This window comes from Williamsia sp. z34, from assembly GCF_059553395.1.
Window position 1 is genome coordinate 151,426 of the sequence record NZ_JCANWW010000009.1, and the last position, 16,714, is coordinate 168,139.

13 protein-coding genes and 2 riboswitches are annotated in these 16,714 nt (G+C 63.7%); of the genes, 5 read left to right on the top strand and 8 right to left on the bottom strand.

All coding sequences use genetic code 11. The features are described 5' to 3' along the window. Window positions 1-35 precede the first annotated feature (35 nt). The 4 genes from groL (AC51GT_RS21040) to AC51GT_RS21055 all read left to right on the top strand — a co-directional run bounded on the left by groL (AC51GT_RS21040) (window position 36) and on the right by AC51GT_RS21055 (window position 5,716). Window positions 36-1,661 (top strand): chaperonin GroEL, encoded by a 1,626-nt coding sequence (gene groL, locus AC51GT_RS21040; protein ID WP_496326905.1) that lies wholly within the window; start codon window positions 36-38, stop codon window positions 1,659-1,661. 174 nt (window positions 1,662-1,835) lie between these two features. Beyond that, window positions 1,836-3,263 (top strand): wax ester/triacylglycerol synthase domain-containing protein, encoded by a 1,428-nt coding sequence (locus tag AC51GT_RS21045; RefSeq protein ID WP_496330050.1) that lies wholly within the window; start codon window positions 1,836-1,838, stop codon window positions 3,261-3,263. An 801-nt stretch (window positions 3,264-4,064) separates the two neighbouring features. Further along, complete coding sequence (locus tag AC51GT_RS21050) at window positions 4,065-5,018, top strand: alpha/beta hydrolase (RefSeq protein ID WP_496330051.1); 954 nt, start codon at window positions 4,065-4,067, stop codon at window positions 5,016-5,018. A 38-nt stretch (window positions 5,019-5,056) separates the two neighbouring features. Further along, the gene (locus tag AC51GT_RS21055) at window positions 5,057-5,716 is read left to right on the top strand and encodes a DsbA family oxidoreductase (protein ID WP_496330052.1); all 660 of its coding nucleotides are present in this window, start codon (window positions 5,057-5,059) and stop codon (window positions 5,714-5,716) included. Between the two features lie 286 nt (window positions 5,717-6,002). On the opposite strand, the gene AC51GT_RS21060 is transcribed toward AC51GT_RS21055, so the two are convergent. The 5 genes from AC51GT_RS21060 to solA form a co-directional block, all read right to left on the bottom strand. Then, the gene (locus tag AC51GT_RS21060; RefSeq protein WP_496330053.1) at window positions 6,003-6,749 is read right to left on the bottom strand and encodes a GAF and ANTAR domain-containing protein; all 747 of its coding nucleotides are present in this window, start codon (window positions 6,747-6,749) and stop codon (window positions 6,003-6,005) included. A gap of 268 nt (window positions 6,750-7,017) precedes the next feature. Continuing rightward, window positions 7,018-7,734 (bottom strand): GNAT family N-acetyltransferase, encoded by a 717-nt coding sequence (locus AC51GT_RS21065; protein WP_496330054.1) that lies wholly within the window; start codon window positions 7,732-7,734, stop codon window positions 7,018-7,020. Next, on the bottom strand, window positions 7,719-8,894 hold the full coding sequence (locus AC51GT_RS21070) for an LLM class flavin-dependent oxidoreductase (protein WP_496330055.1): 1,176 nt from the start codon (window positions 8,892-8,894) through the stop codon (window positions 7,719-7,721). The genes AC51GT_RS21065 and AC51GT_RS21070 overlap by 16 nt, the downstream gene beginning before the upstream one ends. A 9-nt stretch (window positions 8,895-8,903) precedes the next feature. Beyond that, complete coding sequence (locus AC51GT_RS21075; RefSeq protein WP_496330056.1) at window positions 8,904-9,806, bottom strand: glutathione S-transferase C-terminal domain-containing protein; 903 nt, start codon at window positions 9,804-9,806, stop codon at window positions 8,904-8,906. A 2-nt stretch (window positions 9,807-9,808) separates the two neighbouring features. After that, the gene (solA, locus tag AC51GT_RS21080; protein ID WP_496330057.1) at window positions 9,809-10,939 is read right to left on the bottom strand and encodes an N-methyl-L-tryptophan oxidase; all 1,131 of its coding nucleotides are present in this window, start codon (window positions 10,937-10,939) and stop codon (window positions 9,809-9,811) included. A 242-nt stretch (window positions 10,940-11,181) separates the two neighbouring features. Then, window positions 11,182-11,299: riboswitch (SAM riboswitch) on the bottom strand. A 192-nt stretch (window positions 11,300-11,491) separates the two neighbouring features. Then, a riboswitch (SAM riboswitch) is annotated at window positions 11,492-11,604 on the top strand. An 85-nt stretch (window positions 11,605-11,689) separates the two neighbouring features. Here solA and AC51GT_RS21085 point away from each other — a divergent pair. Next, a complete protein-coding gene (locus tag AC51GT_RS21085) occupies window positions 11,690-12,889 on the top strand; it encodes an aminotransferase class V-fold PLP-dependent enzyme (protein ID WP_496330058.1) in 1,200 nt (399 codons plus the stop codon). Here AC51GT_RS21085 and AC51GT_RS21090 read toward each other — a convergent pair. The 3 genes from AC51GT_RS21090 to groL (AC51GT_RS21100) form a co-directional block, all read right to left on the bottom strand. Beyond that, window positions 12,886-14,085: a PP2C family protein-serine/threonine phosphatase gene (locus AC51GT_RS21090; protein WP_496330059.1), complete on the bottom strand. Its 1,200-nt coding sequence runs from the start codon at window positions 14,083-14,085 to the stop codon at window positions 12,886-12,888. The genes AC51GT_RS21085 and AC51GT_RS21090 overlap by 4 nt on opposite strands. Then, window positions 14,082-14,891, bottom strand: coding sequence for an alpha/beta fold hydrolase (locus AC51GT_RS21095; RefSeq protein WP_496326918.1), 810 nt, complete (start codon window positions 14,889-14,891; stop codon window positions 14,082-14,084). Before AC51GT_RS21095 ends, AC51GT_RS21090 begins: the two co-directional genes overlap by 4 nt. Window positions 14,892-15,059: 168 nt before the next feature. Continuing rightward, window positions 15,060-16,709 carry a chaperonin GroEL gene (gene groL, locus AC51GT_RS21100; protein ID WP_496330060.1) on the bottom strand — a complete coding sequence of 550 codons (1,650 nt, stop codon included), beginning with the start codon at window positions 16,707-16,709 and terminating at the stop codon, window positions 15,060-15,062. Between the last annotated feature and the right edge of the window lie 5 nt (window positions 16,710-16,714).

Consider the following 16,714-nt stretch of genomic DNA (forward strand, 5'->3'; position numbering starts at 1 on the left):
TCCAGTGTCACCCCCTATCGGAGGATCACTTCGTAATGGCCAAGATCATCGCGTTTGACGAAGAGGCCCGCCGCGGCCTCGAGCGGGGCCTGAATGCCCTCGCTGACACCGTAAAGGTGACGTTGGGACCCAAGGGTCGCAACGTCGTGCTCGAAAAGAAGTGGGGCGCCCCCACGATCACCAACGATGGTGTCTCCATCGCCAAGGAGATCGAGCTCGAGGATCCCTACGAGAAGATCGGCGCCGAGCTGGTCAAAGAGGTTGCCAAGAAGACCGACGACGTCGCTGGCGACGGCACCACCACCGCCACCGTCCTGGCTCAGGCACTCGTCCGCGAAGGTCTGCGCAACGTCGCTGCCGGCGCGAACCCGCTCGGCCTCAAGCGCGGCATCGAGAAGGCTGTCGAAGCCGTCACCGAGTCGCTGCTGAAGTCCGCCAAGGAGATCGATACCAAGGAGCAGATCGCTGCCACCGCCGGTATCTCCGCAGGCGACCCGGCCATCGGTGACCTCATTGCCGAGGCCATGGACAAGGTCGGCAAAGAAGGCGTCATCACCGTCGAGGAGTCGAACACCTTCGGCCTGCAGCTCGAACTGACTGAGGGCATGCGCTTCGACAAGGGCTACATCTCGGGCTACTTCGTCACCGACGCAGACCGTCAGGAAGCCGTCCTCGAAGATCCGTACATCCTGCTGGTCTCCGGCAAGGTTGCGACCGTCAAGGACCTGCTGCCGCTGCTGGAGAAGGTCATCCAGGCCGGCAAGCCGCTGCTGATCATCGCCGAGGACGTCGAAGGCGAAGCCCTCTCGACCCTGGTCGTCAACAAGATCCGTGGCACCTTCAAGTCCGTCGCCGTCAAGGCTCCGGGCTTCGGTGACCGTCGCAAGGCCATGCTGGCCGACATCGCCATCCTCACCGGTGGCGAGGTCATCAGCGAAGAGGTCGGACTGTCCCTCGAGGGCGCCGGCGTCGAGCTGCTGGGCACCGCACGCAAGGTTGTCGTCACCAAGGACGAGACCACCATCGTCGAAGGCGCGGGAGACCCCGAGGCCATCGCCGGTCGCGTGTCGCAGATCCGTGCCGAGATCGAGAACAGTGACTCCGATTACGACCGTGAGAAGCTGCAGGAACGTCTGGCCAAGCTGGCCGGTGGCGTTGCTGTCATCAAGGCCGGCGCTGCCACCGAGGTCGAGCTCAAGGAGCGCAAGCACCGCATCGAAGATGCCGTGCGTAACGCCAAGGCTGCTGTCGAAGAGGGCATCGTCGCCGGCGGCGGCGTGGCCCTGCTGCAGTCCGAGTCGGCCATCGACTCGCTGAGCCTGGAAGGCGATGAGGCCACTGGCGCCAACATCGTCCGCGTCGCTCTGGAGGCTCCGGCCAAGCAGATCGCCATCAACGCCGGCCTCGAGCCCGGTGTTGTCGCCGACAAGATCCGTCACAGCCCGCTGGGAACCGGCCTCAACGCCGCCACCGGCGTGTACGAGGATCTGCTGGCCCGTGGCATCAACGACCCGGTGAAGGTCACCCGCTCGGCGCTGCAGAACGCAGCCTCGATCGCGGCTCTGTTCCTCACCACCGAGGCCGTCGTTGCCGACAAGCCCGAGAAGAACAACGCACCGGCCATGCCGGGCGGCGACGAGATGGGTGGCATGGGCTTCTAGTCCACGCTTCCTGGCTCTACCGTTCTCCACTGAACCCGGTCACCATCTGGTGGCCGGGTTCAGTGCTGTCGTGGCTCAGGTGCCGAATCGTGAGTTGAGTGAAAACGGTAACGAGCTTCCTCGGCGAGAGATATGGTGCCGAGCACCAGTAGTGGATTTCCTTGAGGGAGTGTGATGTTGAGCAAGGTGCCGCCGGCGAGCCCGCAGCTGGCACCGCGCGATGCCGAGTTCGTCTACAACGAGAGTGATACGCACGCAGGGCATCTCATGGTCAGTTATTTCTTCGACGCCGATCAAGGATCCTGCGCGGAGGTCACCGAAGAGCAGGCCGTCGCCTGGATCACCGCTCGGCTCGGATATGCCGGCCTGTTCACCACGCGAATACAGCGGACTCCATATGATCTCGACTATCCCCGGTGGGTACCGGCCGGCCGGCCCGACATGGGCCATCACGTGACCGTGCAGCACGTCAGCGCCGGGGGTTGGGAGCCGGTCCGTTCCTATCTGGGGCGGCTGCTCGCGCGGAAACTCGATATGACCAGGCCGCCGTGGGAAATGCATGTGTTGTGCGGCGTACACGGCCTCGATGATCTGCCCGGCCGGTACACCGTGGTCACGCTCAAGATCCATCACAGTGCGGCGGACGGACTCGCCACCAGGGAGCTGACCCAGGCGTTGTTCTCGACGTCCCTCGCGCCTGCTGGGCGGGCGGATACGCCACCGATGACCCGGACGGCGCAGCTGTCCCGAGGCCTGGTCTCGTTCCCCGGTAAGTCATTTCGATTCCTGCAGGGGCTCTCGACGACCCGCCGCGCGGGAGTGGAGGTCGCGGAAGCCGAGCAGTCCGGCGAGATCGTTTCAATTCGAGACGATTTGGCGGCGACCAGGTTCAATCGCTCTCTGCAGGGCGAGGTTTCCGTCGATTTCATGACGCTGACGATGGACGAGGCAAAGGCGATACAGGCCGCGGTACCGGGCGCAAGTTTGAACGATGTCTACCTCACCATCGTGGCTGGCGCATTGGTCGCGTACCTCGACAGCTGCGGAGAAGAACCCAGGGATCCGCTGTGCGCCATGGTTCCCCGGTCGATGCGTCGTATCGAGCACTGGGAGTCGGCAAACCAGCTGGCGATCCTGACGGTCGACCTCAACGTCGATGAGCCGGATCCATTGGTCCGGCTGCGCAAGATCGCCTCTGCTGCATCGGCAGCGAAGACGCGCAGTGAGCATCCCGCTGTGCGGGCCAAGAGCAAGCGGGTGGAGACAGCACCGGCATGGCTGCTGCGACTCACCGGGTTTGCGGTTCGGCACTATCCGCATGATTCTGATCGCGGCCGTCAGTCGCACACGACGGTCAGTAATATCCCGGTGACGGTAGATGGTTGTACATTCGCCGGATCCCCGGCCGTGGCGATTCTCGGTGGGCAACCACCGGTTGATGGCGACGCGCTTCGCCACTATCTCCTCGCCGCCGGCGATGGGAAGTTGATCATCAACTTCTTCAGCTCGTCTGCGGCCATGCCGGATCCGGATACTTATGTGCGCCTTCTTCGAACAAGTCTTGCAGACCTTTCGGACGCGGCGGCGGTCAGCGTGAATTGAGCGCGTATTCATCGAAGTTGACTCCCGATGTCTGACGACGATTCTGGCGGTCTGTATTGGTTGGGAAGGCTCCCATGTTTTCGTCCCCGCATTGCGTTCGAACCCAGAATTTGATGGTGACCTTCAAGCTCAAAAATACTGTGCCGCAGGGGATGCGAAAAATTCGAGAAGAGAATTCCGCATTTCGGTCCAATTTCGGGAACGTGACGATAATGTGTCCTACACATCACAGGGAAGCCCGAATGTGATGTACCTCCCCATTCGAGTGGTCGTTGGCCTCTTGTGTAGAGCCCTGCCGACTTCTCGGTTATCAGCAAGAAAGTAGGCGCAACACATGGGATCTATCGAAGCATTCTTCCTGGCCGGCGGCGAAACCCTTCTGCCGAACATCATCACCATCATGTTGGGGTTGGACAACCTGCTCGGTAACTTCGTCGGATCGGTTGCCGGCTGACGGTGACCGCCGGTTGAACATCCTCTCTATGGCTACAGAAACTAGAAAAAGGAGATTGAAATGGGCAGTGTTGGTGACGTCGTCGGAACAATTGCTGGAACGATCCTTGTGCCGGTAACCGATTTGGCGGTTCGCGGACTCGAGGCTCTCGCTGCGCTGAGCGGCGGAACAGTCAAGGTTCCCAAGTAGATTGACGCCTGCCGTGGCCCGCACCGACTGGTGTGGGCCATGGCTGCGTGTTTGCGGTTCTCCAAGTGTTCAACCGACAGGCCGTGTCGGGCGTTGAAAGTGGGTGGGTGGTGGCGGTGAGTCGGTTGTTGTTTCGTCGTGGTGTTACGACGCTGTTGATGGCCGTTGCAACGGTTTTGATGACCATGCCGGTGCAGGCCGCCGCTGATCCGGCTCGCGGCGGAGGGCTTGACGTGGCCGAAGCTGTTGTGGTGCAGCGGGACGTACCAAACGAGCGCACACTCCAACTTGCTGTGTTCAGCCCGGCGATGGGCCGCGATATTCCGGTGACTGTTTTGTTGCCGGCAGATCGCAGCCGCCCACGCGGGACTCTGTACCTCCTCGATGGCAACTCCGGCCAGGTGGAATCGAACAGTTGGTCGGCCGCGGACAAGGGGAACGCCGCGGCACTGTTCGCCGATGAGAACATCAATGTGGTTCTGCCGGTGGGGGGTACCGGAACTCTCTACACCGACTGGATCGACGAACATCCCGAATTCGGTGTCGTGAAATGGGAAACGTTCCTGACCAAGGAGCTGCCGCAGGCGTTGGAGCCGTACCTCGGTGCGAATGGGGACCGGGCGATCGGCGGGATATCCAGCGGCGCACAGGGTGCGGTGATGCTCGCGCAGCGGAACCCCGGTTTTTATAGAGCGGTGGCGGCCTACAGCGGGTGCTACTTCACCGAAGGGGTTGTGGGTACGACCCTCACCGACCTGACGGTGATCGGTTCGGGTGGGTCATCGCAGCTGATGTGGGGACCGCAGGGCAGCCCACAGTGGAAGGCTCATGACATTTTCGCCAATGCGGCTCGACTGCAAGGCACGTCGGTCTATTTGTCGTCGGGCAGCGGTCTCCCCGGTCCGGGTGAAGGTATTCCGATGCCACCGACCGCGATGGCCCTCGAGTTCGGCTCGAATCTGTGCACCGACCAGCTCACTGATGCGCTGCGCGCCAAGGGGGTGCCGGTGTCCCGCAATGCGCAACCGGTCGGCATGCACCTGTGGCCGTTCTGGCGCAGCGAATTGATCCAGTCGATGCCGACACTGCGAGCTGCGCTCGGCGGCTCGTGAGGGGGAATGGCTTGCACGCAGAGGTTGTTGAACGTTGAATGTCCAACCCCATCACTGTCGACATCTGGTCCGACATCGCCTGCCCCTGGTGCTACATCGGTAAACGAAAGTTCGAGGCCGGACTGGCGGAGTTCGCTGGTCGCGATGACGTCGAAGTGACCTACCGCAGCTATGAGTTGTCCCCGGATACCCCGGAAGATTTTTCCGGGTCCTCTGTCGACTACCTGGTCCAGAAAAAGGGGATGCCAGCTGATCAGGTGGGGCAGATGCTCGACAACGTCAGCGGGATCGCCGCCGAGGTGGGCCTCCACGTCGACTTCGATACGGTGCTGCAGACCAAAACCCTCAAAGCTCATCAGGTGCTGCACCACGCCAGAGCACAGGGCAAGCAACTCGAATGCGCCGAGCGGCTGTTCAAGGCGTACTTCGAGGAGGGCCGTCACGTGGGCCGTAGCGAGGAACTTGCCGACCTCGCCGCCGATGTGGGACTCGACCGGGAAGCGGTGATGGCGGTCCTGGAATCAGGTGAATACGCCACCGCGGTGGACGCCGACATCAATCAGGCTCGCGCTTACGGCATCACGGGCGTGCCGTTCTTTGTGATCAACGGGAAGTACGCCATTTCGGGAGCGCAATCGTCCGAGACGTTCACCGGTGTGCTCGACAAAGTCCGGGCCGAGGAGTCCAGCAATGTCTGATCCGTCGCTCAGCCCGTTCGACCTCATCGGTGACCCCGAGGCCGGCACGTGTGTGGACGGGACGTGTGTCGTACCCACGGCTACGTCGGCAGGGGACAGAAATCGGCTGAACGGTCCCCCGGGCGATACCCCGGCTCCTGCTTGACCCGGGTATCTAAATCGAAGCCTGCGGGCTGAAACCCCGACCTGCCGATTGACTACCCGGCTAACGGAGCCGCAAACCTTTAGCCGCGATCACTAAACTCGACCGGGGCGCTCGGGCCTTCGAACGCTGCACGTGAGGCCCCTACTCAGTGACACCAAATGGCAATGGATGGTCTTGCTCCACCAGTCGGGCCGCTACGTCTGCGACTCGGATGTTCGCGTCCTGCGAGAGCTTGCGTAGGAGCGCGAAGGCCTCCACCGCATGGAGGTTATAGCGTTCCATGATGATGCCCTTGGCCTGGCCGATGATGTCTCGGGAAGCCAGTGCGCTGCGGAACTGATTGCCCTTGCGGGCGGCGCCCAACGCGATGGCAGCGTGGGTGGCGAGGTCGACTGCGAGGTCTTCGGTGTCGGTGTCGAATGCATCGGCAACCTCGGCGTAGAGAGTGAGGGCCCCGAGTTCGTGCCCCTTGGTGTAAAGCTGAAGCGACAGGACCGATCGAATCGGCGTCTGTTCGTACAGCGCCGGCATCAGTTTCGGCCATCGCTGTTCCGTCTCGACGTCGTTGATCCGAACTGTGTACTGGTCCCAGATCGTATCGAGCCCGGGGCCTTCACCGTGCTCGTGCTGCAAGGCGTCGGCCTGCGCGGGAACCGGACCACTGGTCAAAACTGTTTCGAGAATTCCTTCGCGTCCGGGGCCGGGCTTTTTGATCAAGGTGATCCCGGCGTGGGCAACAGTCGGTAGCAGCGCCACGGAGGCCTCGGTAACATCCTTGAGCACCTGTTCAGCGGTCAACTGTTGATCGCGTGACCCATGCAACTCGCGGGCCATTTGCGCGATCTGGTCGTGTATGCCGGACTCGAGATCATTTTGTGGACTGTCCATCTGCTCGCTCCATTGCGCATTTCGCCGGGGTGGTCAAAATCAGTCGGCAGGCCCTGATCCAAACGTATCCGTCGCCGCACGGCGCCGGATACTGTGAAGCCGAGGACGTGGGTGCCCCCTCGGTCTGGAGGACCTCCACGTCACCATTTGTCAGCGATCACAGGGTGAACGCTTGGAGCTGGGCGATACTCCGAAGAGAATCCTACAGCCAGCCCGCCGTCGACAGCCCACGCGCCATTGTCGGCGACGTGTGCGCAATGCCCCTTGATCAGTGATCGGGGGACCGGACCACGGTGAAGGTGATGCGGGTCCGCAACCGAAAGCCCAGGTGTTTGTACAACTCGATGGCGTTGGTGTTCTCGGCCGCCGCGTGTAGGAACGGTGTCTCACCCCGCGCGTAGATCCCGTCGGCGACAGCGAGGACCAGCCGGGTGGCCAGGCCTTCGCCACGGAAGTCGGCGTCGGTACATACCGCGCTGATTTCGGTCCATCCGGGTGGATGGAGGCGCTCGCCGGCCATGGCGATGAGCCGGCCCTCGCGACGGATCCCGAGATATGTTCCGAGTCGGTATGTTTCGGGGCTGAAAGGCCCGGGCTTGGTGCGGTCGATCAACGCGAGCATGTCAGGAACGTCGTCCGCGCCGAGTCGAACGGCGCCGGGTTCGGGCCGTGGCTTCAGCGTCTCGGTGGCAACCATCTGGACGCCCGGGCCGCTCATGACGATCTCCCAGCCGTCGGGCAGATCGGTCACGTCGACAGGCAGTGCAACTTCTTGTCCGGGGCCGATCAGATCGGCGAGATCGGTCCACGTCTGCGCATCGCCCAGATCACCGACCCCGACGAACGGCGAGATCGTCGGGAGGTATCGCCGCGCGCGGGTGGTGCCCTCGCTCAGATGCAGATGGGCTCCTATCAGGCTCTCCCACATGGCATTATCGAGTACACCGGTGTCCGGTGTGGTCTGAGCTGTCACCGGCTGAACCATTCTTTCGCTATGAGTTCGTACGAGCGCACCCGCGCCGCGTAGTCGTGCGTGATGGTCGTGATCGAGAGCTCGGCGGCTCCGGTGGCGTCCCGCAGGACCTCGAGTTTGTCGGCAACGGTGGACGGCGATCCGACGAATTGCGTCAGCACCCGGTCGCGGACCAGTTCGCGGTCGTCGTCGGTCCATTCCAGCGCAGCTGCCTGCGCCGGACTCGGGTACGGGATCGCGCCTTCGCCGCGCCGGATGCTGCGGACCCAAGGTGCATATCCGCTCGCCAATTCGGCTGCTTCGTCATCGGTTTCGGCGATGACCGCATCCACCGATACCGCCACATACGGTTCCGGGACGTCCGCGGACGGTTGGAATGCTGCCCGGTAGGCGTCGACCGCGTCGATGACCGTGCTCGGGCTGTGGTGATAACTGGCAACAAAGCGCAGCCCCTTCGACCCTGCGACGGCAGCGCTGGATCCACCGGAGGCGCCGAGGATCCAGACCTGCACGTCGGCACCAGCTCCCGGGGTGGCGTGAGCGGGAAGCCCATGTGGACTGACATATGTGTCGTCGAGGAGGGCAAGAACGGTGGAGATCTGCTCGTCATAGCTCGGGGCGTACGCGCCGGGTTGCTGGAGCAGGTCGAGTAGGTGAGTGATGGACTTACTCGCAAACGCGCCGGCGATGTTGTAGATCTTGGGCAGGAGCAGACCGTTGGGGGTGTATGTGTCTTCGGTGTGGGCCGCTCCGCCGCGGGCGGACAAATAGTTTTTTGCTGCGACTTCGGTCACCGATTCCGATCCCGTGGTCGTCTCCGGGGCGGGGCGAGAAATGGATCGTCCGATACCGAGGTCGAGGCGACCCGGGTACAGCGTGTTGATCAGGCCGAACTCCTCAACCGTCGCGAGCGGCGTCCGATGACCGAATTGCACTCCGGCCGAACCCAACCGGATGGTCGAGGTGGAACCTGCGATCAGTGCGATCTCGACGGCGGGTGATGAACCGAGGACCCCCGGATTCGTATGGTGTTCGGCGAACCAATAGCGGGTATATCCGAACTGTTCGGCGCGCTGGACCAGGTCGATGGTGTTGCGCATTGCGGTGGTGTTGTCCGACCCGCTGGGACGGGGCAGAAGGTCGAGTACCGACAGGGGGATGGGCGATGCCATTTCGAACTCCTAGTGAGCTGCTGCGGACGACGTGATCGGCGACTGCCATTCATCGGCTATGGCGTCCGATGCGCCGAAGGATGCGAAATCGGTGGTGGCGCGAAATGCATCCAATGAGTACAGATCTCGGGCATAGCGCCACAGATTCGGGAAGTCGATGAGACGCCTGGTACCGGCCCTGGCCGCCGCAGCATCGTGCCGAACCAGCGTCACCCAGAGCCGGACGTCGGCGAGGGTGACGTTGTCGCCGAGGAGGTATCGATTTTCGGAGAGCCGGCTGTCGAGTTCTGAATATGCCTGATACACCGTGGCCGCGGCTTCCTCGGCAACCGAACCGGTTCCGGTGGCCACGTGTGCGGCGCTGTTGACCGTGGCTCGCAACCAGACTTCCAACTCGTCGATCTGCGGGCGCAGATCCTCTGGGTAGAGGTCGAACTCACCGGTGATCTGACGGCGATACTGCGACGCGAGATCGGCGTCGAGTGTGTCGAACGTGTTGCTCACCACCTGCTTCGTCTCGCGGTCCCACAGGGTGGGGACCGACACGTGGCCGTCGAAGCCGGGTTCGGTGGCCTCATAGGCATCGCGCAACAGGGTGAAGCCGTTCACCGGGTCGGGGCCGTGGGTCTCGCGGAATGCCCACCCGCGGGCATCGCGCGCACCGTCGACGTAGCTGACACTGATCACATCGGTGAGGCCGGCCAGCTCGATGACCAGCGTGACCCGCTGAGCCCACGGGCAGAACCAACCGGAATAGACGTGATAGCGATCAGCCACGGCCGGGTAGGGCGTGGATCCGTCGCCGCTGATACGTCCGGCGAATCGATACACCGGTCGGGTGTCGTCCGGTTCGCGAGTGATCGTGTACTCACCGTAGGTCTCGGTATCGGCTGGACTGGCGAATCTCGACATGGCTAGACAACCTTTTCTGCGGAGTGGGAGCGGAAAGAGAACAGCTCGGGGGCATCTTTGTCGGCGGTGAGGTCGGCGAGGAGGCGGCCGATGGCGGGCACGAACTTGAAGCCGTGTCCGGAGAATCCGGCGGCGACCGCAACCGGACCGCGGCGGTCGATGACGAAGTTGGAGTCGGGTGTGGTGGCGTACGTGCAGCTGATCGGGGTCAGTGCGTCGGCATCGACGCCGGGCACCCAATGGCGGACGTATTCCTGCAAGGCCTTGAGTTGCCGTGGTTCCGCCGTGAAATCGCGGTGGTCGGGGTCAACGACCGGTCCGGTTCCATGGAACCCGACCTTGACGCCTTCGGCACCCGAGGACAGGCCGTACACACCACCGAATTCGGGTGCGTTCGGTCCGTCCGGGTCGTGCAGGATCCCGAAGCTGGGCCACTCGGCGTCCTGGTCACGCGGTACAAAGTGTGCAGGTTGCTCTTGAGTGACGGTGATCTGTGGCAGCGGCACGATGCCCGACAACAGCTTCGTCGCCCAGGCGCCGGCCGCCACCACCACACGTCGGGCCACGTACTCCTGGTCATCGGTGCGTACGGTGACCGAGTTGTCGTCTGTGACGTCGATCGAGATCACCTGCGATTCGTGTCGAACCTCTGCGCCGAGGGCTGCTGCGCTGCGTTGTAGCGCGCTGACAGCGTTGTCCGCATGTAGTCGTCCGCTGTTGGGGTAATACAACGCGCGGCCGTCGAATCTGATTCCGGGCCAGCGCTGCGAGGCCTCGTCGGGCTCGAGCCACTGATGGACGAGTCCGAGGTGGGCGAGGGTATCGGAGATGGCGGTCAGACGGTGTGTCCATCCTTGGTCGACGCCACCGGTGATGGTGAGCAGCTCTGACCCGGACTCCTGTTCGAGTTCCGCCCACAGCGTTTCGGCCTCGCGGGCCAGCTCTACGTAGGGGCGCTCGGCGTAGGAGGTGCGAAAGATCCGTGACGCTCCGTGGGACGCGCCGTTGCGGTGTCCGGGTGAAAAGCGTTCCAGCAAAACGGTCTCGGTGCCTCGCCGGGCGAGTTGCCAGGCGGCGGCCGAACCCATCGCCCCGCCACCGACGACGACGGTGTCGACCCTTGTCACGCTCATGTGGATCGACCTGCTCCCGCGTGTTCGTGTCGCTGTTCGAGAGCAGGTACCGCGATGAGCAGGGTGTGGTGGTCAGGGGGACTGTCGACGATCTGCTCCTTGTTGGATCGAAGCCTGTCGGACCACACGGACATCAGGTGCACTCCTGGTAAGTGGGTGCGGTGCTGACCACGCAGCGAGCAGCACGGCGGATGTGAATGATCATCGAACTCCTGGAGATATCCTCGGGCTCAGATGCCTGAACCCCGCGCTTGCCCCATGCCGGTGAAGGCTGGGACCGTGTCTTTGATCCAGGGCACCCCGCCGCGGTGGAGGGTTGCCGACCAGCAAGCTGGAACTTGGCGCTGATACTCGTTGACACAGGGCAGCTGTTGTCCACCAAGCGAATCCGGGCATCGTGGGGGCATGCCCGGGTCGGAGGATTTCAACTGTTGGACAGAACCATACGCACGCTCCTGCCCAAATCCGAAGGATGCGCGGAGTTCCGATCGCCGAGAAGTTAAAGGAAAATGGGTATGGACGACGCCGAAGAAGTCTGTTAGCGTCGTCGTCGGTCACGAGTACCAGCGCACAGCCCCGGCTTGCTGGTCAGCAACCCTCCATCGCGGCGGGGTGCTCCGGGTGAAGACCTGGCCTGTTCGAACCCGAACAGGCAAGCGCGGACCTCCCACGTCCGAGTTCGAACTGCCGCATCGGCAGGGTTCGAACTGGCGGCGCGTGTGGAATCCCTGACACCGGAGGGTGTGAGCAATGAGCACTGCAACACTGGGACAATCCTTGGAAGCCCTTGCAGCGATTGAGGGTTCGGATACCCGAGCGCCACTGAGTGATGGCTCGACCACGCGATACGTCAACTTCGACTACGCGGCGAGTGCGCCGGCTCTGTGCAGCGTCGTCGAGCGGATCACGCAACTCCTGCCGACGTATTCGAGCGTCCACCGCGGGGCCGGTTACGCGTCGCAGGTCACCACCCAGGCATACGAGAGCGCCCGCGCGCAGGTCGCGGAGTTCGTCGGCGCCGGGCAGCAGCACAGCCTGATCTTCACCCGGAACACCACCGATTCCCTGAACCTCCTGGCCGGCTGCGTGCCGGGCAAGGTCGTCGTCCTCGACCTGGAACATCATTCAAATCTGTTGCCGTGGAGTGATGTTCACGTGGTCCGGACCGCGAATACACTCACTGCGACGATCAGCCGGGTGGAGACCGCCCTCAAGGACACCGGCGCGGTGCTGCTGGCGGTCACCGGCGCGTCCAACGTCACCGGTGAGATCCTGCCGATCGATGAATTGGCTGATCTCGCGCACCGCAATGGTGCCCGAATTGCCGTCGACGGAGCGCAGCTGGTACCGCATCGCCGGATCGACATCACCGCCGCCTGCATCGACTACCTGGCGTTCTCCGGACACAAGACCTATGCGCCATTCGGCTCGGGAGTGCTTGTCGGGCTGCGGGATTGGCTTGACGTCGCCGAACCATACCTGGCCGGTGGTGGTGCCGTTCTGAACGTCACCGAGCAGGACGTGACGTGGGCGCGGTCGCCCGCCCGTCATGAGGGCGGCTCACCCAACGTCCTGGGTGCGGCCGCGCTCGCGGCGGCCTGCGTCGAGATCGCGTCCCTCGGTGATGCCGTGGTTTCCCATGAAACCGCGCTCACGGAACAGTTGCGCAACGGCCTGGCACAGATCCCGGGCGTGCACCCCCTGAAGATCTTCACCGACAGCACCGACGCCGTTGGCGTTGTCAGCTTTGTCGTCGACGGGCATCGGGCCGCTGAGGTGGCAGCCCATCTGTCGGCCGAGCACGGCATCGGTGTGCGCGATGGACGATTCTGCGCCCACCCGCTTCTCGATCGCCTGGGCCACGGTTCCGGGGCGGTGCGCGCCAGCCTCGGCCTGGGTTCGACCTCCGAGGACGTCGACCTTCTGCTGGCCGCCCTCCGCGCCCTCTAAACCCCGGATGGGGGGACACTCAGCGCCAAGAGCGCGGTGTCGTCTTCGAGGCCGGCACCGAAAGTGTCGAGCAATGCCCCCAAGTCCTCGATGATCTGGCCTGCCGACGTCGGCGTGTGTGCCGACGCGAACTCGAGCAGCGCACCGTTGTCGTCGTACCGCTCGGGACCCGGTCCGGTCCGCGCCTCGGTGAGCCCATCGGTGTAGAGGACGAGGGTGTCGCCGGCATCGAGATGGATCCGCGTCGAGACGAACCGGGGATCGCGCAGGATGCCGACCAATTGCCCGCCCTCGGTACTCACGTACTGCGCCTGACCGGCGGCGCTGAGCAGCAGTGCGGGTGGGTGCCCACCACTGGCGAGGTGGACGTCGAAACCGTTGTCGCGGCGGGTGAGCACCCCGAAGATCACTGTGCAGAACCGTGGTTCGTCACCATGGTGATTGGCATGCAACACCGTGTGGAGGTTGTGTAACACCGCAATCGGGTCGTCGTCGTACACCGCCGCGGCGCGCAGCGTGTAGCGGGTCAGCGAGGTCACCGCCGCCGCGGTGGCCCCTTTGCCACACACGTCGCCGAGGAAGAACCCCCACTTGTGCGCCGACAGGGCGAACAGGTCGTAGAAGTCGCCGCCGACATCGTCGATCGACGCAGCGTGGTAGTGGGCCGCGGCCTCCATGCCATCGGGAGGTCGCAACGACGGTGGAAGCAGCGAGCGCTGAAGTGTCGAGGCGAGCAGCTGTATGCGCGCATGTTCTTCTTCGGCATGGCGCCGCGCCTCGAGCAACTGCTTCTCGTATGCGCGGCGGTCACGTGCGTCCTGTGCGGTGATGCGGATGAGCACGGCGGTTCCATCGGCGCCGATCTTCACGTTCGCGGTGACGAATACGGGCAGTCGTCGGCCGTCGGCCGCGACGAGGTCGACGGTGATTCCGTTCAGTACCCCTTCGAGCTGCAGCAGCGGTGCGAAGTGGGTTTCGTAGTGGATCCTCCCGCCTGCGGTGAGCAGATCGCTGAAGGGTTTGCCCAACAATGACGCTCGGTCCTGCCCGAGCCACACCGTCAGAGTGGTGTTGACCTTTGCGATGCACCCGTCCGGCCACGTCGACAGATACCCGCACGGCGCGTTCTCGTACAGGTCTTCCAGACTCTCTTGGAGTACGTCCGGTGACCTGATATCACTGTGGTCCGTGCTCATCGACGGCCATCGACGAAGGCCGCGATGGCCTCGGCGGTGGGCACGGGGTTGCTGAGCTGGGGGCAGTGGCCGCTGGCGTCGAGCGTGACGAGTTCGCTGCCCTCGATCTGATCATGCACGTACGCGCCGACGTGCCGGGGCGCCAGAGAATCGCGCTCACATTCGATCACGAGGGTGGGCACGGTGACGCGTGCGAGATCGGTCCGGTTGTCGGACAGGAAGGTGGCGCGGGCGAACACCAGCGCCTTCTCCGGGTCGGTTCGACAGAACGATTCGGTCAACTCGCCGCCGAGCGCGGGTCGATCCGGGTTACCGACGATGTTCGGCGCCATCGACGCCGACCAGCCGAGATAATTGCTCTCGAGAGACTCGAGAAGTTCGTCGATGTCCCCACGCGTGAAGCCACCCCGATATCCATCGGATTCGTCGTCGACATAGCGCGGTGAGGGGGTCAGCAACACCAGCTTGGCGAACCGGTCGGGTTCTTTGGCCACAGCGAGGACACCGATCATCGACGCGACCGAGTGACCGACGAACACCACGTCGCGTAGATCCAGTTCGACGACGATGTCGAGCACATCCTGCGCATAGGTCTCGAGGTTCGAATACCCTTCAGCGTCCCACGCGGCCGGATCGGAGGCGCCGGCGCCGACGTGGTCGAACAGCACCACCCGATGGTCCGGAACCAATCGCTCGGTCACCCGAAACCATAGGTTCTGGTCGCATCCGAATCCGTGGGCCAACATGATCGTCGGCCCGTCTTCGCGCCCGACGATATTGACGTTGTTCTTCGCGCGCACATTCACGTGCTCATCCTCGCACCTGATGTGCAATCCCGTGGGCGGGCCGTGCCCGAACATGATCGGCGCGCAGCCACCTCCGTCCGCCGCGGTCAGTGTCGCGCGGCCGAGGCAGTGAATGCGCAAGGCCTCGTGCAGCTGAGTTGGTCCGGCGAGATGGTCATCACGGTGCCGTCAGTAGATGTTCGAAGGACGGACCATGCCATCGGCGAGGTCGCCGAATCCGGGAGCGACGATGGCACCGGGATTCTGGATGACCTCTTCGACGACCAGGGTCTCGGTGGTCAGGAGCAGCGCCGCGATCGACGCGGCGCTCTGCAGTGCCGAGCGGGTCACCTTGAGCGGGTCGATGATCCCGGCGGTGAACATGTCGCCATAGGTGTCGGTCACCGCGTTGAAGCCGTGCCCTTCCGGAAGGTCGGCGACCCGCTGCACCGCCTCGTCACCGTCGTAGCCGGCGTTGATCGAGATCCAGCGAAGTGGTTCTTCCACTGCGCGCCGGACGATTTCGCGGCCCTCGGCGGCGTCGCCGGTGAGCTCGAGGAGATCGAGTGTGGCCTGCGCCTGGATCAGGGCGGTGCCACCACCGGCGACGATCCCTTCCTCCATCGCGGCCCGGGTTGCCGACAGCGAATCCTCGACGCGATGCTGCTTCTCTTTGAGTTCGACGCCGGTGGCCGCGCCGACATGGATCATCGCGACCCGGCCGGACAACCTGGCGATCCGCAACTGCAGGTTGTCCTGGTCGTGTTCGTTCTCGGTTCGGTCCAGCTCTTGTTCGAGTTGATGGATGCGGGCCCGGACCTCGGCCATGTCACCGCCTCCGTCGACCATCGTTGTCGACAGTTCGGTCACGGTGATCTTCTTCGCCCGGCCGAGGTGTTCGAGACGGACGTCGGCCAGGGACAGGCCCGAGTCGGCACTGACCACCCGGCCACCCAAAATGGCTGCGAAGTCCTCCAACTCGGCAACCCGTCGATGGCCGAAGCCGGGAGCCCGCACGACCACCGAGCGGAACGTGTCGTGCATGTTGTTGGTGATCAGCATCGACAGCGCCGGACCATCCATGTTCTCGCACAGGATCAACAGCGGCCGCTTGCTGCGCTGCACCTGCTCGAGCACCGGCATCAGGGTCTGCACCGTGGTGATCTTCTGATTGGTGAGCAACACGTAGGCGTCGTCGAGCTGTGACTCCATCCGATCCTTGTCGGTGACGAAGTAGGGGGAGATGTAGCCGTGGTCGAACTCCACACCGTCGACGTACGACAGCCCGAGACCGAACTGCGGCCACTCCTCGACGCTGACCACACCACCCACCCCCACGTGGGTCATCGCCGCCGCGATCACATCGCCGATGTCGGGATCGTTGTTGGCCGACAGCATCGCCACGTGCCGGAGTTGTTCCTCACCGGTCACTGCCCGGGAACGTTGTTGCAGCAGAGCAACCACCGCCTCGACCGCCTTCTCGATACCGCGCTTGAGTTGCATCGGATTTGCGCCGTTGTCGACCGCGCGGAGGCCCTCACGCACCATTGCCTGGGCGAGAACCGTTGCAGTGGTGGTACCGTCGCCGGCCACGCCGTTGGTCTTGGTGGCGACCTCTTTCACCAGTTGCGCTCCCATGTTGGCGTAGGGGTCGCGGAGCTGGATCTCCTTGGCGATGGTGACACCGTCATTGGTGATGGTCGGGGGCCCGGTGAGCTTTTCGAGTACCGCGTTGCGGCCCTTGGGCCCGAGGGTCACCTTGACCGCATCGGCAAGGGCATTGACCCCCATCTCCAAGCGGCCCCGAGCGTCCGAACCGAAGCGCAGATCTTTTGCCATTGTGC

What these genes read in the sequence shown, in the direction of transcription:
- groL (WP_496326905.1), top strand. Translation starts at nt 36, where the DNA reads ATGGCCAAGATCATCGCGTTTGACGAAGAGGCCCGCCGCGGCCTCGAG.
- AC51GT_RS21045 (WP_496330050.1), top strand. Translation starts at nt 1,836, where the DNA reads ATGTTGAGCAAGGTGCCGCCGGCGAGCCCGCAGCTGGCACCGCGCGAT.
- AC51GT_RS21050 (WP_496330051.1), top strand. Translation starts at nt 4,065, where the DNA reads ATGGCCGTTGCAACGGTTTTGATGACCATGCCGGTGCAGGCCGCCGCT.
- AC51GT_RS21055 (WP_496330052.1), top strand. Translation starts at nt 5,057, where the DNA reads ATGTCCAACCCCATCACTGTCGACATCTGGTCCGACATCGCCTGCCCC.
- AC51GT_RS21060 (WP_496330053.1), bottom strand. Translation starts at nt 6,749, where the DNA reads ATGGACAGTCCACAAAATGATCTCGAGTCCGGCATACACGACCAGATC.
- AC51GT_RS21065 (WP_496330054.1), bottom strand. Translation starts at nt 7,734, where the DNA reads ATGGTTCAGCCGGTGACAGCTCAGACCACACCGGACACCGGTGTACTC.
- AC51GT_RS21070 (WP_496330055.1), bottom strand. Translation starts at nt 8,894, where the DNA reads ATGGCATCGCCCATCCCCCTGTCGGTACTCGACCTTCTGCCCCGTCCC.
- AC51GT_RS21075 (WP_496330056.1), bottom strand. Translation starts at nt 9,806, where the DNA reads ATGTCGAGATTCGCCAGTCCAGCCGATACCGAGACCTACGGTGAGTAC.
- solA (WP_496330057.1), bottom strand. Translation starts at nt 10,939, where the DNA reads ATGAGCGTGACAAGGGTCGACACCGTCGTCGTCGGTGGCGGGGCGATG.
- AC51GT_RS21085 (WP_496330058.1), top strand. Translation starts at nt 11,690, where the DNA reads ATGAGCACTGCAACACTGGGACAATCCTTGGAAGCCCTTGCAGCGATT.
- AC51GT_RS21090 (WP_496330059.1), bottom strand. Translation starts at nt 14,085, where the DNA reads ATGAGCACGGACCACAGTGATATCAGGTCACCGGACGTACTCCAAGAG.
- groL (WP_496330060.1), bottom strand. Translation starts at nt 16,709, where the DNA reads ATGGCAAAAGATCTGCGCTTCGGTTCGGACGCTCGGGGCCGCTTGGAG.